Source organism: Streptomyces sp. NPDC048248 (genome assembly GCF_043201875.1).
GTDB lineage: Bacteria > Actinomycetota > Actinomycetes > Streptomycetales > Streptomycetaceae > Streptomyces.
On the sequence record NZ_JBICZL010000017.1, the window covers coordinates 117,889 to 139,389 of the forward strand.

General features: G+C 74.4%; 13 protein-coding genes and 1 pseudogene. 2 read left to right on the plus strand and 12 right to left on the minus strand.

Annotation, left to right across the window (positions count from 1 at the left end; all coding sequences use genetic code 11):
• Window positions 1–8: 8 nt before the first annotated feature.
• The 3 genes from ACGFZW_RS31470 to ACGFZW_RS31480 all read right to left on the minus strand — a co-directional run bounded on the left by ACGFZW_RS31470 (window position 9) and on the right by ACGFZW_RS31480 (window position 8,503).
• Entirely contained in the window at window positions 9–3,950 is a 3,942-nt protein-coding gene (locus tag ACGFZW_RS31470; protein WP_393896666.1) for a UvrD-helicase domain-containing protein, read from the minus strand.
• Between the two features lie 164 nt (window positions 3,951–4,114).
• Window positions 4,115–7,621 carry an ATP-dependent helicase gene (locus ACGFZW_RS31475; RefSeq protein WP_393896667.1) on the minus strand — a complete coding sequence of 1,169 codons (3,507 nt, stop codon included), beginning with the start codon at window positions 7,619–7,621 and terminating at the stop codon, window positions 4,115–4,117.
• 381 nt (window positions 7,622–8,002) lie between these two features.
• Window positions 8,003–8,503, minus strand: a complete 501-nt coding sequence (locus ACGFZW_RS31480; RefSeq protein WP_393896668.1) for an MGMT family protein — start codon at window positions 8,501–8,503, stop codon at window positions 8,003–8,005.
• A 200-nt stretch (window positions 8,504–8,703) separates the two neighbouring features.
• Between ACGFZW_RS31480 and ACGFZW_RS31485 the strand changes: the two genes are divergently transcribed.
• Entirely contained in the window at window positions 8,704–11,715 is a 3,012-nt protein-coding gene (locus ACGFZW_RS31485; RefSeq protein WP_393896669.1) for a lysylphosphatidylglycerol synthase domain-containing protein, read from the plus strand.
• Window positions 11,716–11,763: 48 nt separating this feature from the next.
• Here ACGFZW_RS31485 and ACGFZW_RS31490 read toward each other — a convergent pair whose 3' ends face one another.
• The 3 genes from ACGFZW_RS31490 to ACGFZW_RS31500 form a co-directional block, all read right to left on the minus strand.
• Window positions 11,764–12,093, minus strand: a complete 330-nt coding sequence (locus ACGFZW_RS31490; RefSeq protein WP_393896670.1) for a hypothetical protein — start codon at window positions 12,091–12,093, stop codon at window positions 11,764–11,766.
• A 38-nt stretch (window positions 12,094–12,131) separates the two neighbouring features.
• Complete coding sequence (locus ACGFZW_RS31495; protein ID WP_393896671.1) at window positions 12,132–12,965, minus strand: amidohydrolase family protein; 834 nt, start codon at window positions 12,963–12,965, stop codon at window positions 12,132–12,134.
• A gap of 169 nt (window positions 12,966–13,134) precedes the next feature.
• Window positions 13,135–13,662 carry a GNAT family N-acetyltransferase gene (locus tag ACGFZW_RS31500; RefSeq protein WP_393896672.1) on the minus strand — a complete coding sequence of 176 codons (528 nt, stop codon included), beginning with the start codon at window positions 13,660–13,662 and terminating at the stop codon, window positions 13,135–13,137.
• 73 nt (window positions 13,663–13,735) lie between these two features.
• On the opposite strand from ACGFZW_RS31500, the pseudogene ACGFZW_RS31505 reads away from it, so the two are divergent.
• Window positions 13,736–14,209: pseudogene (locus tag ACGFZW_RS31505) on the plus strand (TetR/AcrR family transcriptional regulator); the annotation flags it as partial.
• Window positions 14,210–14,290: 81 nt separating this feature from the next.
• Here ACGFZW_RS31505 and moeZ read toward each other — a convergent pair.
• The 6 genes from moeZ to ACGFZW_RS31535 all read right to left on the minus strand — a co-directional run bounded on the left by moeZ (window position 14,291) and on the right by ACGFZW_RS31535 (window position 21,289).
• Window positions 14,291–15,469: an adenylyltransferase/sulfurtransferase MoeZ gene (gene moeZ / locus ACGFZW_RS31510; RefSeq protein WP_393896673.1), complete on the minus strand. Its 1,179-nt coding sequence runs from the start codon at window positions 15,467–15,469 to the stop codon at window positions 14,291–14,293.
• Between the two features lie 70 nt (window positions 15,470–15,539).
• Window positions 15,540–16,352: a spherulation-specific family 4 protein gene (locus ACGFZW_RS31515; protein WP_393896674.1), complete on the minus strand. Its 813-nt coding sequence runs from the start codon at window positions 16,350–16,352 to the stop codon at window positions 15,540–15,542.
• Window positions 16,340–17,296, minus strand: a complete 957-nt coding sequence (locus ACGFZW_RS31520; RefSeq protein WP_393896675.1) for an NAD-dependent epimerase/dehydratase family protein — start codon at window positions 17,294–17,296, stop codon at window positions 16,340–16,342. The genes ACGFZW_RS31515 and ACGFZW_RS31520 overlap by 13 nt, the downstream gene beginning before the upstream one ends.
• 268 nt (window positions 17,297–17,564) lie before the next feature.
• Complete coding sequence (locus tag ACGFZW_RS31525; protein ID WP_393896676.1) at window positions 17,565–18,866, minus strand: hypothetical protein; 1,302 nt, start codon at window positions 18,864–18,866, stop codon at window positions 17,565–17,567.
• The gene (locus ACGFZW_RS31530) at window positions 18,863–19,141 is read right to left on the minus strand and encodes a hypothetical protein (protein ID WP_393896677.1); all 279 of its coding nucleotides are present in this window, start codon (window positions 19,139–19,141) and stop codon (window positions 18,863–18,865) included. The genes ACGFZW_RS31525 and ACGFZW_RS31530 overlap by 4 nt, the downstream gene beginning before the upstream one ends.
• 96 nt (window positions 19,142–19,237) lie before the next feature.
• Window positions 19,238–21,289: a DUF3492 domain-containing protein gene (locus ACGFZW_RS31535; protein ID WP_393896678.1), complete on the minus strand. Its 2,052-nt coding sequence runs from the start codon at window positions 21,287–21,289 to the stop codon at window positions 19,238–19,240.
• Window positions 21,290–21,501: the final 212 nt, after the last annotated feature.

A 21,501-nucleotide genomic window follows, 5' to 3' on the forward strand; every position in this document is an offset into this window, starting at 1 on the left:
GCCCGAGCCTATCGGCCTTCCGGGGGCGGTCCGTCGTCGGTCTCACCGAGCAGGATGCGCTCCAGTCCGGCTCTGCCGGGCAGCCTTGCGGGTCTGACGATGTCGCCGCTGCGGACGTGGAGGAAGGCGGCGTCGACGGCGGAGGGGCGCAGGCCGTGGCGCTCGGCCCAGGCGAGGCGGTAGATGGCGAGCTGGAGTGGGTCGGCGGTGCCGGTGCGGCCGGTCTTCCAGTCGATGATCTCGAAGCGGTCGCCGTCGGGGCCGGGGTTCTTGTAGACGGCGTCGATGCGGCCGCGGATCAGGCGGCCGGCGAGCGTGAGCTGGAAGGGGGCTTCGACGCGGTAGGGGGTGCGGTGGGCGTACGGGGTGCGGGCGAAGGCTTCCTTGAGGGCTTCCAGCTCGGCTTCGTCGGCGATTTCGGTGGGTTCGTCCGGGTCGGCGCCGGGCAGCTCGTCGGGGCCGAGGAGCGGCAGTGTCAGCTCTTCGAAGCGGGATTCGACCCAGGCGTGGAAGCGGGTGCCGCGTCGGGCCGCGGGCTGGGGCGGGCGGGGCATGGGGCGGGCGAGTTCGCGGGCGAAGCCGTCCGGGTCGGCGGCGAGGCGGAGCAGCTGGGAGGCGCTGAGGGCGAAGGGCAGGGGGACGTCGCGGACGGTGGCGCGGGCGCGGCGGAGTTCGGCGGCGAGGGCGCCGAGGTCGCGGTCCCAGGAGCCGACGGTGCGGCGTTCCTCGGGGAGGAGGGAGCGGGGGGTGGCGTCGAGGGGGCCGGGGAGGGTGGGGTCTGCGGGGGATTCGGAGGCGGCGGGGGTTTCGGGGTCGGGGTCGGCCGACTGCGCCCGGGGGTCGGGTGGCGCGGTGCGCTGGGCGACGATGCGCGGCCGCCGCGGGGCGGTGCCGGGGTCGGTGGTGGTGCCGGTGCCGTGGCCCGCTTCGGGGGTGCCGAGGGGCTCGCGGAAGCGGTCGTCGAAGGGGCCGGGGTCGTCGAGGTGGGCGTCGGGCTGGTCGTCGAAGGGGTCGCCAAGGGCCCCCTCGGTCGCTTCGTCGAAGGGATCACCGAGGAGCGGGCCCTCGAACCGGTCGTCGAAGGGGTCGGCGTCAGGGGCGTCATCACCCGCAGGACCGGTGTGGGAGCCCTCCAGGGGGTCGTCCGGCGGCGGGGGCCATTCCGGGTCGTGCGCGAGGAGCACTTCGGGGGCGGCGGGCAGCCCGGCGTCCGGACCAACCGGCGCGTCCCGCAGGTCCGGCTCGCCCGACCCCTCCGGCCGCTCCGGCCCGGCCTGCCGTCCCGGCTCGTCCGGCCCGTCCAGCGGCTCCGGTTCGGCCTGCCACGCCGCCTCGTCCTGCCACGCCGGCTCTTCCGGCCACTCCGCGCCGTCCCGCCCGTGCGGTGCCTCCGCGGAGGCCGCCCTGCGCTGCTGCCCGGCCGGGGCGGCCCGCTCGCGCCGTGCCAGATGGGCGCGGACCGTGGCGGCCGCGGCGCGGCGGCGGGCGGTGGCGGTGGGGTCCAGGGGCAGCGGCCAGTCCTGTTCGGTGGCGGCTTCGGAGAGGGCGGGGTTCTCCGCGTCCTCCTCGGGGGCGTCCGCCCATGCCTCGATCTCGCCGTGGCCCGCCTCGCAGTGGGCGCGCAGCGCTTCGAGGAAGGCGGAGGGGCCGCGTGGCCGCTTCTGGTTGGGGCCCCACCAGTGGCCGGAGCCGAGGAGCAGGGAGCGGGGGCGGGTGAAGGTGACGTAGCCGAGGCGGAGTTCTTCGGTTTCCTGGTGGTGCTTCATCTCCTCCTTGAAGTTCTTCAGGCCGCGGGCGGTCCAGTCCTCGACGTCGGGGAGGGTGGCGTGGTCACCGCGCAGGGCGTGCGGGAGGACCTTGGGCTGGGTGATCCAGGACTCGCGGGCCTGTTCGCCGGGGAACTGCTTGCGGACCAGGCCGGGTACGGCGACGACGTCCCATTCGAGGCCCTTGGACTTGTGGGCGGTGAGCACCTTGACGGTGTTGCCGCCGCCGGGGAGGGAGCTGTCCAGGCCCTTTTCGTGCTGGACGGCGGTGCGCAGGAAGCCGAGGAAGGCGAGGAGGGTCGCTTCGCCGTCGAGGGCTGAGCCGCCTTGTCGGGCGGCGAAGCCCGCGGCGGTGTCGAGGAAGGTGCCGAGGGTTTCGCGGCGGCGGGCGGCGAGGGCGTGCGGCGAAGCGGACAGTTCGACTTCCAGCCCGGTGACGGCCAGCACGCGGTGCAGGACGTCCATCAGGGGGTCGCTGAGCGAGCGTCGCAGGTCGCGGAGTTCTGCGGCGAGGTGGGCGAAGCGGACCCGGGCGTCGGCGGAGAAGGGCAGGCCGTCGTCGGGTCCTTCGGTTTCCAGGAAGGTGTCGAGGGCGTCGGCGAGGGAGATCGTTTCGGCCGGGTCGACGCCTTCGACGGCCTCGGCGAGGCGCTGGTCGGGGTCGTCGGAGGGGCCGCCGTGGTGGGCGAGGGTGCGGGCGCGGCGGCCGAGGAGGGCGAGGTCGCGGGGGCCGATGCGCCAGCGGGGGCCGATCAGCAGGCGGACCAGGGAGGCGTTGGCCGTCGGGTCCTGGAGCACTTCGCAGACGGCGACGAGGTCGGCGATCTCCGGGAGGTGCAGCAGGCCGGAGAGGCCGACGACCTCGACGGGGACGTCCCGGGCGACCAGTTCGCCCTGGATGCGGGCGAAGTCGCCGGCGGTGCGGCAGAGGACCGCGATCTCACCGGGCGGGGTGCCGGTGCGGACGAGGTGGGCGAGGGAGTCGGCGATCCAGGCCAGTTCCTCGGCGTGGGTGGGCAGCAGGGCGCAGCGGACGATGCCGTCGCGTTCGGCGCCGGGGGCGGGGCGGAGGGCTTCGACGCCGGCGTGCATGCCGCGCAGGGGGGCGGCGAGGGCGTTGGCGAGGTCGAGGAGGCGGCCGCCGCTGCGGCGGTTCTCGCTCAGTGCGAAGCGGTGGGCGGGGGTGCCGTCGGCGAAGGGGAAGTGTGCGGGGAAGTCGTCGAGGTTGGCGACGGAGGCGCCGCGCCAGCCGTAGATGGCCTGGCAGGGGTCGCCGACGGCGGTGACGGCGTGGCCGGTGCCGGCGCCGAAGAGGCCGGAGAGCAGCAGGCGCTGTGCGACGGAGGTGTCCTGGTATTCGTCGAGGAGGACGACGCGGAATTCGTCGCGCAGGATCCGGCCGACGTCGGGGCGGGTGGTGGCGAGCGTCGCGGACAGGGCGATCTGGTCGCCGAAGTCCAGCAGGTCGCGGCGGCGTTTCTCGCTGCGGTAGGCGGCGACGAGGTCGAGGAGTTCCCGGCGGCCGCGGGCGGTTTCGGGGACCTTGCGCAGGTCGGCGTTGGAGAGGCGGACGCCGTCGAGGGCGCTGAGGAGGTCGGTGTCGTGGGTGCGGAGCCGGTCGGGGTCCACGAGGTGTTCGGCGAGTTCGCCGTCCAGGGCGAGGAGGTCCTCGACGAGGGAGGGCAGGGACTTGGTGAGTGTGGGGTAGGGGCCGGGGGCGGCGCGCAGGACGCGGGCGGCGAGCTGGAAGCGGGTGGCGTCGGCGAGGAGGCGGGCGCTCGGTTCGAGTCCGATGCGCAGGCCGTGGTCCTTGAGGAGCTGGCCGGCGAAGGAGTGGTAGGTGGAGATCCGTGGCTCTCCGGGGGGCTGGTCGGCTCCGGGGCCTTCGGGGAGGGGGTCGGGGTCGGTGACGCCCGCGGCGAGGAGGGCCGCCCGGACGCGTTCGGCGAGTTCGCCTGCGGCCTTGTTGGTGAAGGTGAGCCCGAGGACCTGTTCGGGGGCGACCTGGCCGGTGCCCACCAGCCAGACCACGCGAGCGGCCATCACCGTCGTCTTGCCCGATCCGGCTCCGGCCACGATGACCTGCGGGGCGGGCGGGGCGGTGATGCACGCCGTCTGCTCCGGGGTGAACGGGATGCCTAGGAGCTCTTTGAGCTGCTCGGGGTCGGTGATGGGGGCCTGCACATCGCAAACCGTAACGGGCTCCACTGACAGTGCCGGCGGGCCGGTCGCCAGCGGCGGGCGGCGGCCGGTCGCGTCGCGGGTTGCCTCGCCGGTCTTTTCGCCGGTCGTGAGCCTGCGGCGGGCGGCCCGTGTGACGTCGCCCCACGGATGCCTGGTGGCCGTCGTCACTCCACCACGTGGCGTCCCTCCGGCTGGGCGCTGCACGAGGCGCGGAAGGTGCAGTGGGTGCAGTGGGTGCCGGTGGTGGGCGTGAACCGTTCCTCCAGGACGCGGCCCGCTGCCGTGGCGAGCAGGTCGCCGACCCAGTCCCCTTCCAGCGGTGGCTGTGCCTGGACGGTGGGCCGCGCCTCGCCGCCGTCCTTCTGCGGCGCGCCCAGGCGCAGGTGGACCAGTTCCGCGCCGCCGGGGTCGGGGGTGCGGCCATCGAAGGCGTCGTCGACGGCGCCTTCGCGGACGGCGAGCTGGTAGACGGCGAGCTGGGGGTGGCGGGCGACCTCGGGGCCGGTCGGTTTCTGTTTGCCGGTCTTGAAGTCGACGACGTAGGCGCGCCCCTGGGTGTCGCGTTCTACGTGGTCCATGCTGCCGCGGATGCGGACCTGGTGGTCGCCGGCTTCGAGGGTGACGTCGAAGCCGTGCTCGGTGGCGACGCTCTCGCGGCCGCGGTCCTCGCGTTCGTTGACGTGCCAGCGCAGGAAGCGTTCCAGGGCGGCGCGCGCGTTGTCCTTCTCCTGGCGGGACTTCCAGGGCGCGTCGAAGGCCAGCGCGTCCCATACGGAGTCCAGGCGCTCCATCAGGACGGTCAGGTCGGCGGGCGTACGGCCGGAGGCGACTTCGTCGGCGAGGACGTGGACGACGTTGCCGAAGCCCTGGGCGGCCGTCGCGGGGGTGTCGGCCTTGACCTCCCGGCCCAGGAACCACTGGAGGGAGCAGGTGTTGGCGAGTTGGTCGAGGGCGCTGCCGGAGAGCACGACGGGCCGGTCGCGGTCGCGCAGCGGGACGGCGCTGTGGGTCGCCTCGTGCAGGCCCCACCAGCTGTCGGGGTGGGCGGCCGGGACCAGCGCGTTGCCGTCGTCGTCGCGCAGGTCGGCCAGTTCGGCGAGCCGCTGGGCGGCGGCCTCGCGCAGCGCGGGGCTCGCCTCGGGGTCGACGGTGGTGGCGCGCAGTTCGGCGACGAGGGCGGCGACGGAGAGGGGGCGGCGGGGGCGGCCGGTGACGTCCTGGGGTTCGACGCCCAGTTCGGTCAGGAAGCGGGACGGCTGGTCGCCGTCGTCGGCCGCGGCTTTCACGGCGGTGACCACGAGGCGCTCGGCGGCGCGGGTGGCGGCGACGTAGAACAGTCGCCGCTCCTCGGCGAGCAGGGCGCCCGGTGTGAGGGGTTCGGCGAGGCCGTCGCGGCCGATCCGGTCCGCTTCCAGGAGCGAGCCGCGGCGGCGCAGGTCGGGCCAGAGCCCTTCCTGGACGCCGGCGACGACCACGAGGCGCCACTCCAGGCCCTTGGAGCGGTGGGCGGTCATCAGGCGCACGGCGTCGGGGCGGACGGTGCGGCGGGTGAGGGTGTCGGCGGCGATGTCCTGGGCGTCGAGTTCCTCCAGGAAGTTGAGGGCGCCGCGGCCACCGGTGCGTTCCTCGGCGCGGGCGGCGGTCTCGAAGAGCGCGACGACCGCGTCCAGGTCCCGGTCGGCGTTGCGGCCGGCCGCGCCGCCGCGGCGGGCGGCCCGCTCCAGGCGCTGCGGCCAGGGGGTGCCGTCCCACAGTTCCCACAGGGCCGCTTCCGCGGTGCCGCCGCCGGCGAGGAGTTCGCGGGCCTTGCGCAGGAGGAGGCCGAGCCGTTGGGCGCCCCGGGCGTACGCCGGGTCGTGGGCCACCAGGCGCTCGGGTTCGGCGAGTGCTCGGGCGATCAGTTCGTCGGAGGGGCGGGGCAGGGCCCGGCCGGCCGCGCGTTCCTCCTCGCGCAGGGCGCGGCCCAGGCGCCGCAGGTCGGCGGAGTCCATGCCGCCCAGGGGCGAGGTGAGCAGCTCCAGGGCGGTTTCGGCGTCGAGCCGGGCGGCGGGCGCCTCACCGGCGGCGTCGGCACCGGGGTCGGCTTCGGTGGCGGCACCGGGGTCGGCATCGGCATCGCCGGCGGTCTCGGGCGCGGTTCCGGCGTCGCCACCGGTGGTGGACTCGATGATCGCGGTGGCACCCGGGCCGGTGTCCAGCGCCGCCCTGGCGGCGGCCCGCAACGCGCCCAGGAGCGGGGCGACGGCGGGTTCGTGGCGCAGCGGCAGGTCGTCGCCGTCGATGTCGAGGGGCACGCCTGCGGAGGTGAGGGCGCGGCGTACGGAGGGGATGGAGCGCCCGCCGGCGCGTACGAGGACGGCCATCTCGCGCCAGGGCACGCCGTCCTCCAGGTGGGCGCGGCGCAGGATGTCGGCGATGTTGTCGAGTTCGGCGCCCGGCGTCGGATAGGTGTACGCCTCGACGCGACCGCCTTCCCGTACGGGCGTCGGCTCGCGGTGGGCGCGCACCTTCTGCGCCGGGAGCCGGGTGAGGGGCATCCTGCGGGTCAGTTGCCGGGTGGCGGCCAGCAGGGTGGCGCCGGCGCGCCGTGAGGTGCGCAGGACCGCGACGGGCGCCGGGGAGCCGTCGCCCCGCGGGAAGGTCTGGGGGAATTCGAGGATGCCGTTGATGTCGGCGCCGCGGAAGGCGTAGATCGACTGGTCGGGGTCTCCGAAGGCGACGAGGGTGCGGCCCGGGCGGCCGGGCGTGCGCGCCGCGGGGTGGCCGGCCAGGGCCCGCAGCAGCCGGACCTGGGCGACGTCGGTGTCCTGGTATTCGTCGACGTAGACGGCGTCGTAGGCGGCGCCGAGCCGGGCCGCGACGTCGGTGCGCTCGGCGAGCAGCACCGCGCGGTGCACCAGCTCGGCGTAGTCCAGTACGCCCTGGGCGTCCAGGACGTCGAGGTATTCGGCGAGGAAGCCGGCCGCGGCGCTCCAGTCGGGCCGGCCGGTGCGCCGTGCGAAGGCGCCGAGGGCGTCGGGGCCGAGGCCCAGTTCGCGGCTGCGGGCGAGCACCGCGCGGACCTCGTCGGCGAAGCCGCGGGTGGTCAGGCAGGCGCGCAGCTCGTCGGGCCAGTGCACCTGGGCGCGGCCGGCTGCTGCCAGCTCCGCCTGGCCTTCGAGGAGTTCTCGGACGACGAGGTCCTGCTCGGGGCCGGACAGCAGCCGCAGGGGGTCGGCGAAGAGGTCGGCGTCCTGGTGGGCGCGGACCAGGGCGTAGCAGAAGGAGTGGAAGGTCGTCGCCTGCGGGACGCCGCCGCGGCGGGCGGGGCCGCCCTGCGCGGGGAGGCCGCGGGGCAGGGCGTGCGGGCCCAGGCGGGCGGCGAGCTTGTCGCGGAGGGCGACCGCGGCCTTGCGGCTGAAGGTGAGGACGAGGATGCGTTCGGGGTCGCCGCCCGCGCGCACCCGCTGCGCCACGGACTCCACCAGCGTCGTCGTCTTTCCCGTGCCGGGGCCGGCGAGGACGAGCAGCGGTCCGTGCCGGTGGTCAACCACGGCGCGCTGGGCTGCGTCCAAGACAGGAGGATCCACCGGCCCCGGCGGGGTACGCACCAGTCGGTACGCGCCGGAGGCATCCCGCCGCGCCGCCCGGTGCGGCTGCGTCGGAGGGATGGCCGAGAAGGAGGAGCTCACGTGGATCGCCGGTCCTGGAAGGGGGTGCTGGTCGTGGTGCGGTGGGTGACGCCCGGCCGCGCGCCCCGGGGAGGAGCGGCGGTGCGGGCCGAGGTGCGCTGCGCGCCGGAGGGCGGGGCAGCGGTGACGGCAGTGCCCGACGGTACGCGAGGCCGCGCCGGGATCGCAGCGGACGCCACGGCCGGGCGGACGGGTCCGGTGGCCGGACCCACGGGGTCGGTGGGTCGAAGGAGGACGCCGGTGGGTGCGCTGTCGATGGCGGGCGCCGGTGCGCTGCGGTCAGGGCCGCTCGCGGGTGTGCCGAGAATCATGGCCGCCCCGGCCGTTCCCGAGTTCCTGGGCGTTCCGGGCGTTTCGGGTGTTCCCGGCCACGTGCCCGTCCTAGCCGTCCCCGTCGCCCCGGCCGTCCGACCCCCTCTCCACGTCCCGGCCGTCCCAACGGGCACGCCGCATGTCGAGCCGCGGTATGTGTCCCTCGGCCGTCCGCGACGCGCCGCGCAGGGGCGTGCCCTCTTCCCGGTAGTGCGCGAGCGCCCGCAGCTCGCTGCCCGGCAGCAGCGCACCGTCCGAGCGGACCACCCTCCACCACGGCACGGCGCCTCCGTAGAGAGACATCACCCGCCCCACCTGCCGGGGCCCGCCGACACGGCGCCCCCCACCCTCGCCGGCCGCGGCCGGCGGTTCCTCCCCGGCCAGCCACTCCGCGACATCGCCGTAGGTCATCACCCGGCCCGCCGGGATCAGCTCGGCGACACCGAGCACCCGCTCGGCGTACTCCGGCAGCTCCACGATCCCCGCGCCGCGCCCCGAGGGCGCGTCGGCACCGGCTGTGCCCTCGTCGTCCCCGCCCCGCGCGGCCGCCGTATCTCCGGTCCCACTCATTCGGCCCATTCTGCCGCACCCCACCGACAACAGCCCCCGGTCCGGGCCCCGGTGGGCGGTCCGGCGTGTCCCGCGGCCGGTGGCCGCGCGGGGCGCCGACGGGGTGCGGGGGCCTGCGTTCCGCTTTCCGCGTCCCCGAAATGCACCCTGATGCCCCGCTCCACCGCCCGGCCGTGCCACCATCTTCCGGACGGTGACTGGTGATACGAGATCAAGAAGAGACGGCCGAGCAGCAGGGTGCGGTGCCTCCACGGGAGGCGGGCGCCCCTGACGAGCTGGCTGTCGGCGCCGCCGGCGCCGCCCAGGAACCGACCGCCCGGACCAGGCGGTCGAAGCGGCGGCAGGCGGCGGAAAAGGGGAAGCACCAACGGGAGCCGGCCACGGCTTCCGCTACCGAAAAGGCGAGCACGATCGAGAAGGCCGAACGACCCGACGATTCCCGGAGACCGGAAGGGCCCACGGAGCCCGAGCCACCCGAGCTGCGGAAGGAGGAGCGCGAGGAGCCTCAGGCCGAGGACCGGGAGGCCGACGACCGGGACGCCGAGGCCGGCCGCGGCACGCCCCGGACCGGCTCGCACCGCGCCGACCTGGTGGCCGACGAGTGCGGCGAGTTCCACGTCGACCGCGTCTCGGGCGACGAGCCGCTGCTGCCCGCCCGTGTGCACCGCCCCGCCGACCTGCTGCGGCTGCTGCTCGGCATCGCCGGGATCGCGCTCGTCCTGGGCCTGGCCACCTTCGCGCACGGCACCACCCAGGGCCTGGAGAACGACATCGGCAAGGGCGCGGGACAGGCGCCCCAGCTGCTGATCAACCTGGCCGGTCTGACCTCCAGCGTCGCGGTGCTGATCGTGCCCGTGGCGTTCGCCGTCGAGCGGCTGATCAAGCGGGACGGCCTGCGGATCGCGGACGGCGTGCTCGCCGCCGTCCTCGCGCACGGCGTGTCGCTCGCCACCGACCTGTGGGTCGCCGAGGCCGCGCCGCCGTCCATCCGGGACGCGCTCACCCAGCCCTTGGAGAACGGCGCGCTCACCCCGCCCGTGCACAGCTACCTCGCGCCCGTCATCGCCTATATGACGGCGGTGGGGATGTCGCGGCGGCCGCGCTGGCGGGTCGCCATGTGGTTCGTGCTGCTGCTGGACGCCTTCGCGGTGCTGGTCGGCCGCTACACCACGCCGTTCGCGATCGTCACGACCGTGCTGATCGGCTGGACCGTCGCCTACGGCACCCTCTACGCCGTCGGCTCCCCCAACGTCCGCCCCACCGGCCAGAACCTCCTCGCGGGGCTGCGCCGGGTCGGCTTCCACCCGGTCAGCGCGATGCGCGCGGAGGACGCCGCCAACCCCGACAGCCCCGATCACCCCGAGCACGCCGACCGGGGCCGCCGCTACATCGTCACCCTGGAGGACGGCCCGCCGATCGACGTCACCGTCGTCGACCGCGAGCAACAGGCCCAGGGATTCTTCTACCGCGTCTGGCGCCGCCTCTCACTGCGCGGCATCAACCAGCGCCGCAGCCTGCAGTCGCTGCGTCAGGCCCTGGAGCAGGAGGCGCTGCTTGCGTACGCGGCGATCGCGGCCGGCGCCAACGCGCCGAAGCTGATCGCCACCTCCGAGCTCGGCCCGGACGCGGTCATGCTGGTCTACGAGCACATCGGCGGCCGCGATCTCGATGCGCTGGCCGACGAGGAGATCACCGACGCGCTGATGCACAGCGCCTGGCGGCAGGTCGAGGCCCTGCAGTCCCGGCGGATCGCCCACCGGCGGCTGGTCGGTGACGCCCTTTTGGTGGATCGTTCCGGCAACATCGTTCTGACCGAGCTGCGCGGCGGTGAGATCGCCGCGGGCGACCTCGTGCTGCGGATGGACATCGCCCAGCTGCTGACCACCTGTGGCCTGCGGGTCGGCGCGGAGCGGGCGGTCGCCGCGGCCGTCGAGGTGCTCGGCCCGGACGCGGTCGCCGACAGCCTTCCGCTACTCCAGCCCATCGCGCTCAGCCGCACCACCCGCGCGACGCTGCGCCAGCTCGCCCGGGAGCGCTCGAAGCGGGAGCGTGAGGCGGTGCTCGCCGCGTCGGAGGCCGCCAAGGAGGCTCGGGAGGCGCTGGCCGCCGCCGGGCCGAAGGACCGCAAGACCCTGCGGGCCGAGAAGATCGCGGAGAAGAACGCCGAGAAGCGGGCCCTGGACGAGGCCACGGAGGAGGCCCGCGAGGAGGACCTGCTCTCCCAGATCCGGCAGCAGGTGCTGCTGATCCGCCCGACGGCGGTGATCGAACCGGCCCGGCTGGAACGCCTCAGCCCGCGCATCCTCATCAGCTGGATCGCCGGCGCGTTCGCCGTGTACCTGCTGCTCTCCCAGCTCACCGACTTCAACCTCGGCGATGTGATCAGCGAGGCCCAGTGGGTGTGGGTGCTGGTCGCGATGTTCTTCTCGGCGCTCACCTACATCGCAGCGACGATGAGCCTGCTGGGGTTCGTCACCGAGAAGGTGTCGTTCGTGCGCACCGTCGTCGCGCAGATCGCGGGCAACTTCGTGAAGCTGGTGGCGCCCGCGGCGATCGGCGGTGTGGCGCTCAACACCCGCTTCCTGCAGCGCGCGGGCGTCCGTCCGGGCCTTGCCGTGGCGAGCGTCGGCGCCTCCCAGCTGTTCGGTCTTGGCAGCCACATCCTGCTGCTGCTGACCTTCGGCTATCTGACGGGCACCGAGCGCACCCCACAGATCTCGCCGTCCCGTACGGTCATCGCCGGCCTGCTGACCGTGGCCGTGCTGGTCCTGATCGTCACCGCGGTGCCGGCGCTGCGCAAATTCGTCTCGACGCGGGTGCGGTCGCTGTTCGCGGGAGTGGTCCCGCGGATGCTGGACATCCTCCAGCGGCCGCGGAAGCTGATCACGGGTATCGGCGGGATGCTGCTGCTGACCGCGGCGAACGTGATGTGCCTGGACGCCTCCATCCGCGCGTTCGGCGGCGGCGACAAGATCAGCTACGCCAGCATCGCGGTCGCCTTCCTCGCGGGCAACGCACTGGGCTCGGCCGCGCCGACCCCGGGCGGTGTGGGCGCCGTCGAAGGTGCGCTGATCGGTGCGCTGACGTTCGCGGGGCTCACCGCCGACACCGCGTTCCCTGCGGTGCTGCTGTTCCGGCTGATGGTCTTCTGGCTCCCGGTGCTGCCGGGGTGGGTGGCCTTCAACTACCTGACCCGCAAGGGCGAGATCTGAGGACCCCGGCGGCGGCCCCGGCATCGCGGACGGGGCGGCGCGGGGTGCTCAGGGCGAGGGCGTGAAGCCCTCGGACCCGTCGAGGTGGAACGGGGGGCCGGGCTCCGTGGGCATCCATCCCTCGCGAAGCGCCACTTCGATGGCGCGGGCAACGGCGGACGGCAGGACCGGATCGGCCTCGCGTCCGAGCCCATTGCCCGGATGCGGCTGGTCGGTGGTGACCACGAGCGTGCTGCCTGCGGCGTCCGCATGCTCGACCGCGAACGTGCACGGTGTCCAGGCCAGGGACTGGGCGTAGGTCGGTCTGCGCCGCAGTCGCCAGCGGTAGGCCGTGCCGTCGACGACGATGCGTCGTGCTCCCTTGCGGCCCAGCGCCATGACTCCTCCTCGACCCGGAGGATCCTGGCGAGCCCGGGTCACCGTTCGCCTCGATCCGAGGGCCGGCTGTCCCTTGCCGTGCCGAGCCTCTCGGGGCCGGGGAGCCGGTAGAAGGCGGCGGCGTTGCTCCACAGGACCGCGTCGGTGTGTTCCTCACCGACGGTCCGCGCGATGAGCCTGAAGTCGTCGTCCGCGAACGGGCGGCGGGCGCGCGTGGACGGGAGGTCGGTGCCGACCATCAGCGCGTTGGGATCGGTCTTGATGATGGCGGTCATGGTGTCGGCGGGGTCGAGGTCCACGCGTCCGAAGCCGGTGGCTTTGACCTTGACGCCCTTCTCAACCAGCTTCAGCAGGTGGGGTAGCCCCTCGCGGTGCAGGCCGAGGTGGTCGATGCTGACCGCCGGCAGTGCCGTCAGGGTCGCCGCCAGGTCAGGCAGGTCACGTGCGTCGATGTAGAGCTCGGTGTGCCAGCCGGCCACGTCATGGACGCGGCGGGCGAGCCGGTCCAGCTCATCGAGCGTGGCCGATCCACCGCGGCGTACGTTGAAGCGGACCGCCCGCACCCCCGCGGCATCGAGGCGGGAGATCTCCTCGTCCGTCACCGCGGCCGGGACCTGGGTGACGCCGACGTAGGCGGGGCCCAGCGCGGTCAGCGCGGCGCGCAGGTAGCCCTGGTCGAAGCCCTGGAAGGAGCCCGAGACCACCGCGCCGCCGCGGATCCCGAGACCGGCGACGCGCTCGCGATACTGCTCGACGGTGAACGCCGCCGGCAGATAGCCGTCGTTCTCGACCAGCGGGAACCGCGGGTCGATGATGTGCAAGTGGGCGTCGAAGACAGGACGTTCGAGCCACTGATGATCACTCTCGCTCATGCCGGCACCTCCGGGACCACAGTACGGGCGGACCGCAGCGTCCCCAACCGGTCCAGGTCCGCCGCATCTGCGTGCTGGGCACCGCATCGGACAGCCGGTTCGCCGCGCGCCGCGCGGCCACCGGGTGTGCCGGGCTCGCCGTCAGCGCGAGCCGGAGACTCCGCTGCACTCAGCCCTCGGCCGGAGAGTCGTTCAGGTCGAGGGTCCAGTTCTGGCCGACGAGATCGTGACCGAAGCTGTGGTGGTGCTCCTCGTCGGCGAGGGTGAAACCGAAGCTCTCGTAGATCTTGCGCGCGGACACCAACACGTCGTTGGTCCACAGCGTCACCTGCCGGTAGCCGGCCCCGCGAGCGAAGGTCAGGCACTCCTCGACAAGGCGGGTGCCGAGCCCGAGGCCCCTGGCAGCCGGTGCGACGAGCAGAATCCGCAGCTTGGCCACCCCTGGTTCGTCACCGGCGACCAGGAAAATGCAGCCCGCACGCTCGCCGTCCACCTCGGCGATCCAGGCCGCCTCGGTGGCCGGGTCGTGCTTCGTGCCGTACTCGCCGACGATCTTCGCCACGAGCGCCTCGAACTCGGCGTCCCAGCCGAACTGTTGGCGGTAGATCTCTCCGTGGGCCATCACCGCCCAGCCCAGATCTCCCGGGCGGTCGGCCCGGCGCACGAGGACGTGCGGGTGCCGGCCTCGACTCGACATGATGACCCTCCGGTTCCTCGTGCTCACAAATCGGCCACTGACACGACTGTGTCAGTTGTTTTAGGCCAGGCGCATGCCACCGAAACCGCCAGCGCCGTCCGCGCGGCAGGTCGAGCTGCTGGAGGCCGCCTACCGGTACGCGCTCACCCACGGCCTGTCCGACCTGTCCTGGCGCCCGCTGGCCGAGGCCATCGGCTCCGGCACCCGGGTGCTGATGTTCCTGTTCGGCAACAAGGACGGCCTGGTGCGGGCACTGCTGGCCCGCGCCCGCACCGATGAGCTGGCGATCTTGGACCACAACAGGCAGGCCGACGGGCCGGTCGGCCTGGCTCCGGCGGTCGACCAGATCTGGGCGTGGCTCGCCGCCGGCGAACACCGCCCGCTGCTGCGGCTGTGGGCCGAGGCGTACGCCCGCTCCCTCGTCGAGCCCGATGGCGCCTGGGCAGGCTTCGCCCGCGCCACCGTGGAGGACTGGCTCGATGTGCTGCCTGCCTGCCAGCCGGCGCCGGAGCGGGACAGCGAGGCCGGAGCCACCCGCCGCACCCTCCGGCGATGACCGCCGCCAACGGCATCCAGGCAGCAAAAAGCGGGCTGCGACCAGGAGTCGCAGCCCGCTTCAGCGAAGCGATCAGTAGATCGGCTTCTCCGGCTCGACGGTGTTGACCCAGCCGATGACGCCGCCACCGACATGGACCGCGTCGGCGAAGCCGGCGGACTTCAGGACCGCCAGGACCTCCGCGGAGCGGACGCCGGTCTTGCAGTGCAGGACGATCTTCCGGTCCTGCGGGAGGTCCTGGAGGGCGGTGCCCATCAGGAACTCGTTCTTCGGGATCAGCCGGGCGCCCGGGATCGAGACGATCTCGTACTCGTTCGGCTCGCGGACGTCGATGATGTCGATCTTCTCGTCGGCGTCGATCCACTCCTTGAGCTGCTTGGGAGTGATCGTCGAGCCCGCCGCCGCCTCCTGGGCCTCCTCGGACACGACGCCGCAGAAGGCCTCGTAGTCGATGAGCTCGGTGACGGTCGGGTTCTCACCGCAGACCGCGCAGTCGGGGTCCTTGCGGACCTTGACCTGCCGGTAGGTCATCTCCAGCGCGTCGTAGATCATCAGGCGGCCGACGAGCGGGTCGCCGATGCCCGCGAGGAGCTTGATGGCCTCGTTGACCTGGATGGAGCCGATGGACGCGCACAGCACACCCAGCACGCCGCCCTCGGCGCAGGAGGGGACCATGCCGGGCGGCGGGGGCTCCGGGTACAGGCAGCGGTAGCAGGGGCCGTGCTCGCTCCAGAACACCGACGCCTGGCCGTCGAAGCGGTAGATCGAGCCCCAGACGTACGGCTTGTTCAGCAGCACACAGGCGTCATTGACCAGGTAGCGGGTGGCGAAGTTGTCCGTGCCGTCCACGATCAGGTCGTAGTCGGCGAAGATCTCCATGACGTTCGTGGAGTCCAGCCGCTCTTCGTGCAGATTGACCGTGACGTGCGGGTTGATGCCCAGCACGGTGTCCTTGGCGGACACGGCCTTGCCACGGCCGATGTCGGCCTGGCTGTGGATGATCTGGCGCTGCAGGTTCGACTCGTCGACCTCGTCGAACTCCACGATGCCCAGCGTGCCGACGCCGGCCGCGGCCAGATACATCAGCGCGGGCGAGCCCAGGCCACCGGCGCCGACGCACAGCACCTTGGCGTTCTTCAGCCGCTTCTGCCCGTCCATCCCGACGTCCGGGATGATCAGGTGGCGGGAGTACCTGCGGACCTCGTCGACGGTGAGCTCAGTAGCTGGCTCGACCAGGGGTGGCAGCGACACAGAAGACCTCAACAAGGGATTGGTCGATCTCAATACGATGGTTCTTCCCGTAACACTGCCACGCCCTTCTTCATTCCGAGACACCCGGTCCGATGCGCGAGACGAATTCGTCCCAGTAGCCGGGCAGCGACTCCCAGGCATTTCCGCCCTGGTCACGGCGGTCGGTGAAGTACACCGTGCCGGCGCCCTGCCAGCGCGCGATCCGCAGCGCTTCGTCCAGATGCGTCCGCGGCACGCCGTGGACCAGGTGGCAGAACCGCTCCGGCGGGTAGTCGGCGGTCCACTCGGCCACCTGTGACCAGCGGTAGTCGGCCCACGCGCCGGTGAAGGTGACCAGCTGATCGGCGGACTCGGCATAGCCGGGGAACGGGTGCGAGCCGTGCCCGAAGACGAGGTAGGAGTCGTCGAGGAGCGTGCGCAGGGTGGTGGCGATCCGCCGGGTCTGGGGCAGCAGTGTCCGGTCCGTGGGACAGCGGTCCATCCAGAAGCCGTCGACCTTGTACCACTCCAGGTAGCGGTGGGCGTCGGAGATCAGCTCGCCGAAGGGGCGCGCGCCACGCCCCGTGTCGAGGTGTCCCAGCAGCCGGACACCCGTCTCGCGCAGGCGCGCGGCGGCGGGCATGCAGTGCGGGTCGGGGCGTGCGCCGGGGCCGTTGGAGACGTTGAGCACCGCCCAGTGCACCGGCGCCACCGGGACGTAGCCGTGGCCCGGCCGGTCCCGCAGAGGCTCCGGCGGCAGTACGAACCCGCGTGAGCAGCGGAGCAGTTCGGCCCATTCGGTGGGCGCGAGCAGCGGGTGGGCGAAGCCCGGCACCCCGACGCCGAGCGGCCCTGCGCCGGTCGGGGCGCGGGTGGTGTCCGCGGGGGTGCTCAGATACGACATGCGGCCTCCATCCAGATGTCGGCGAGGGACTCCTCGAGGCCGATCCGCGGGCGCCAGCCGAGCCGGTCGCGTGCGGTGCGCACGTCCGCCTGCTGCCAGGTGCCGCAGCCGTCGGGGTAGGGGTAGGTGGCGGGCGGCGCGCCGGCCGGGTGTTCGGCGGACGGGCCGGGGATGACCAGGCGCGCGGGCGGGGAGTCGAGTTCGTGCAGCGAGCCGGCGAAGCCGGCGACGCGGGCGAGGACGGACGCGGCCTCGCGCAGCCGTACGGCGCGGCCGGTGCCGATGTTGACGACGCCCTGCGCCGCGGAGAGCGAGGCGGCGTGCACGGCGCGGGCGATGTCGCGGACGTCGACGAAGTCCCGCTGGACCCCGAGGCCGCCGAGTTTCAGCTCGCTGTCGTTGGCCTGCATGGCGCGGCGCATTGCCTCGGCGAGCCGGCCGAGGGGTGAGCCGGCCGGGGTGCCGGGGCCGACCGGTGAGAAGACCCGCAGCACGACGGCGTCGAGGCCGGAGCCCAGGACCAGCTCGGTGGCGGCCAGTTTGCTCACGCCGTACGGCCCTCCGGGGCGGGGCACGGCGTCCTCCGCGGTGGAGGAGCCGGGCTGCGAGGGCCCGTATTCGGAGGCGCAGCCCAGGTGGACGAGTCGGGCGCCGCAGCCGCTGCGGCGCAGCGACTCGCAGATGGTGGCGACCGCGACGGTGTTGTGCCGGGTCAGGTCGCGGGCGCCGCCCCGGGTGGCGCCCGCGCAGTTGACGACGACGCCGGGGTGGACGGCGTCGAGGAAGCGGGTGAGCGCGCCGGGGCTGCCGGTGGCCAGGTCGAAGCGGACGTCGGCGTCGTCGCCCCGCCCGAGGGCGGTGAGCTGGACGGCCGGGTCGGCGAGCAGACGGTCGGCGACGTAGCGGCCGAGGTAGCCGTTCGCGCCGATGAGCAGCACCCTCATCGTGCAACCCCCCGGTGCCCGTGGCGTGTGGTCGGGTGGACGTTCATGTGTCGCGCTCCTATGGCGGATGGGAAGTGGTGCGTCGGCTTCGGCCGCGGGTTCCGCGTCCGCCCTGGGGGCGGCCACGTGGGGGGTGGGGTCTGCGGCGAAGGGGGCGAAGCGGCGGAGGCGGGGCGCCGTTTCGGGAGTGGTGCGTGGTGCGGGGGCCCGTGGGGGCGGTCCGTGCGGGGTGCTGCGGCGGTGTGCGGGCCGAGGGGTATCCCGAGGGTCACGGCCGGTCCGCCTCCGCTGCCGGGGCGGGCGAGTGCGCCCACGCTCCGGTCAGCGCGCGCAGGCCGTACAGGAGCAGGCCGAGTGCGGCGGCGGTGCAGGCCAGGGCGGGGACGGCGGCCGGTCCCGCCGCCGTGGTCAGCGCCTCCACCGGGCGGCCGAGCGGGGTGAGGCCGGGGAGCCGGGCGGTGAGGACGGTGGCCAGGGCGAGTGCTTCCAGGGCCGCGGCCGAGGCGAGTCCCGCCGCGGCGGCGTCGCGGAAGCCGTGCACGGTCAGCAGCCGGGCGAGGAAGAGCAGCACGCCCAGGGCCGTGGCCGCGGCGGTCTCCCTCGCGCCGACGTCGCCGAGGAGCAGTCCCGTGCCGACGAGCAGCGCGACCTGTGCCGTGACGAAGAGTCCGGTGGCGCCGAGCAGCAACGGCCGTACCCGTGCGGCGAGTTCGCCGAGTCCGCGGCTGGTGGCGAGGCCGCGTCTGCCGCGTACCGCGAAGAAGCGGGCGCACCAGGCCGCGGGGGCGACCGCGAAGGCCAGTGCCACGGCGGTGGCGACGGCGGGGCGGGGGTGTGCGTGCGGCAGGTCGGGGCCGCCGGCCAGCAGTTCCGTCAGCAGCCAGTCGCCGCAGAGGGCGTAGCCGGCGGTCCAGCAGATCCACGGTGTCGCGGAGCTGCCGTGCCGACGCGCCCGCAGGGGACCGGACCGTACGCTCAGCCGCACCGCGAGGGCGACCAGGACGACGCCGGCGAGGGCGACCGCGGGCCGGGTCCACCAGGTGGTGGGGGCTGCGGAGGCGAGGGCGGCGACGGCAGCGACCGAGACCGCGCCGGGCAGCAGGTGCAGTACCGCGCGCACGCTGTGGGAGCGGGTGGCGGGCTCCGGGAGGGGCGCGGCGAGAGGGGCGGGCTCTGCGCGCGGGACCCGGGCGTAGAGCTCTTCGGCGAGGGAGAAGACGTCGCGGTGCCGGCAGCGTGCGGCCGTGCGGTCGGTGACGCCGTGGGCCTCCAGGCCGGCGGCGATCTCCAGGGCGTCGACGGCGCGTGCGCACAGGTCCTGGTGGCGGTGCATCAGGGCCCTGACGGGGTCGGCGGGGCCGCGGCGGGGCGGGCGCGCGGCGGCTTCCTTGCGGGTGACCGGTGGAGGGGTGGGCGCCGCGGCCTGCTGACCGTCCCGGTCGGCCGTGCGTGTGGCGGGCCGGTCGTCCGTGTCGATCAGGGCGGCGGACCGGCCGTCCGGGGCGCCATGGCTCCGGGAGGTGAGGGGGCCGTCGCCGGGCGCGGGGCGCTGTGTGCGGGGCGCGGTCATGCCGTGTCTCCTCTTTCTGCGGCCTGGGCACGGGCGGCGTGGGCCGAACAGGAGAGGGCGGCGCGGCGCCGCGCCGGGCGGGCCGCCGGGCGCATGCGGCCGGCCAGGGTCGGGCGGACTCTGGTGCAGACGGGGAGGGCGGCCCGGCCGGCGTCTCTGCGATTGCCGTGCGCCACATCCGTCATACCCGTCGCCAACGCCACGCCGATCACGCCCACAGCGCACACCACGTCCAGCACGCCCGTCACCACCGTCATGTCCATCACGTTCACCACGTCCGCCTCATCGCCTCTGGGGTCTTTGTTCGTCGTCCGCCGCGCCGGGCCGGTATCGGCTCGGCCTGTGCGCGGCCCGTGGCTCCTCGCGTCCGCTCATGGGCCCGCCGTTCGCCCGGGCGCCGGGAAGCCGCAGGCGCCGACCGGCACGCCGGCGGGGGCGTCCCCCTCGAAGTCGTCGAGCGAGAAGCCGGCGCCGTCCCGCGAACCGTCGGCGGCCTGACCGGCCCCCGCACGCCTCGCTGCCCCGCCGTCGGCAGGGCCCGCGCCGGCCTCGCCGTACGCACCGGCCTCGCCGTACGCGCCCAGCGGCTCCGCCGCTCTCGCGGACGGCACCGCTCCCCCGCCCGCCTGCTCCGCGGTCGCCCGTAGCGTCTGCACCGCCACGCGCTCCGCCTCCGGCGTCGCCCAGCTCGGTGTGCGCCCGGCCGACGCGGCGCGGGTGGCCGCACCGGGCGCGGCCCAGCGGCCGGGGACGTGGGACTCCGCGGGCCGGGCGAAGGGGTGCGGTACGCCGTGGGCGTCCAGCGCGCCGGGCTCCCCCGCGCGGCCGGGAGCGCGCGACATCAGTTCCAGGTAGATGCCACGAAATGCCGCGATGTTCTGCTCGACGGTGAACAGCTCCAGTGCCCGCGCTCGGGCCGCGGCGCCGAGCCGGGCCCTGCGGGCCGGGTCCGCGAGCAGCGCGCGGCAGGCGTCGGCGAGGGCCCTGGGGTTGCGCGGCGGGACCACAAGACCGGTGCCGCCGATGGCCTCGCAGACCGCGCCGACGTCGGTCGAGACCGTGGCGCGGCCGCAGAACATCGCCTCGACCAGGGAACGGGGAAAACCCTCGATGACACTGGAGAGGACCACCACCGCACCGGACGCGTAGGCGTCCTCCGGGGTCGGCACCTCCGGGCTGCCGACCTCCTCGAAGCTGACGGGGTTCTCGCCGACGGTGCGCGCGTCGGCGGCCTCGTCGGGGAAGAGCTGGGCGGCCAGGGCCCGGCAGTGCGCGAGATAGCCGGGGGCCTGCGGATCGCGGCCCGGCCCGCCGATGATCCGCAGCGTGGCGTCCGGCTCGGCCTTGCGGATCTCGGCGAAGGCGTGCAGCAGGGCGACGATGTCCTTGGCGGGTTCGATGGCGCCGACCCACACCAGGGTCTTGGATTCGTCGGCCGCGGCGTCCGGGAGGGCGGCGAAACGGCGGGCGTCCATGCCGGGGTGGACCGTGCGCAGCCTTGCCCGGTCGGCGCCGCATCGCTCCTGCCAGCGCCTGGCATGGGTGTTGCCCGGCGTGATCAGCGCCGCCTGGGCGTAGGTCTCGGCGGCCAAAGCCCCCTGGAAGGCGGCCAGCAGGGCGCGCACGGGAGCGGTAAGAGGGGAGGCGGCGCGCGCGAGGTAGTGCTCCCGCAGCCGCACGCCGTACTCGGTGACCAGCAGCGGGGTGCCGAAGAAGCGTTTGGCCAACAGGCCGGGAAGGGCTGCCGCCCCGCCGGAGGTGGCGTGGCAGAGTTCCACACCGCAGAGCCCCCGGCCGCGGTCGTCATCGCAGCCGTCGTCGCCGTACCAGTCGAGCGACAGCGGGCGCAGGGCGATTTCGAGCTGCTCGGTGACAGCCAGCAGGTCCTGGATCTGTGCGCCCTGGGCGGCGGGCAGCCCGCGGGGAGCCCGGCAGGCGCGCTCCAGGAGGCGCACGGCTTCCTCGGAGCGGAGCAGTGCGGGGAGTCCGCCGTGTTCACGGGCCAGGTCGGCGAGCCCGTAGAGACCGGTGGCGAAACGGTCCGCCTGCCCGTTCGCGGAGTCGGTGGCGGGCTGCGTGCCGCCGGTGGCGGCCGGAGTGTGCGCCGGGATGAACGCCGAGGTGAGGTTGCCGAAGTGCTCGGCGAAGGCACGGCGTTGGCGCCGGCCCGCGCCGCGACCGCGACGCTCCTCGGGATGTCTGCGGTGCTCCTCGGGGAACTCGCCCCACAACGGCGCACTGCTCACCAGCCTGACGTGCGGGGGCAGTTCGACCCGGCCGCGGGCCACCTGGCGGGGGTCGGTGCTCAGGGCGTAGATCTCGAATTCATGGCCGGTGAGCCCGCGCACGAGCCGGTCGCACCACACGCGCGACTCACCGGATGCATACGGATAACCACCCTCGGTGAGCAGTCCGATGCGCACGAGTGCACCCCCGTCCTCCCATATCGGCGTCCTTGGCGCGGCGGACTCGCCGCCACCTGCAGGGAGAAGCTACGCAAAGGGGCCGGTGGGGGGGGGGGGGGGGGGGGGGGGTGGGGGGGGCGGGGGGGGGGGGGGGGGGGGGGGTGGGGGGCGGGGCGGGGCGGGGGGGGGGGGGCGGGCCGGCCGCCGGGGCCGCGGAGCCCGCGGAGGCC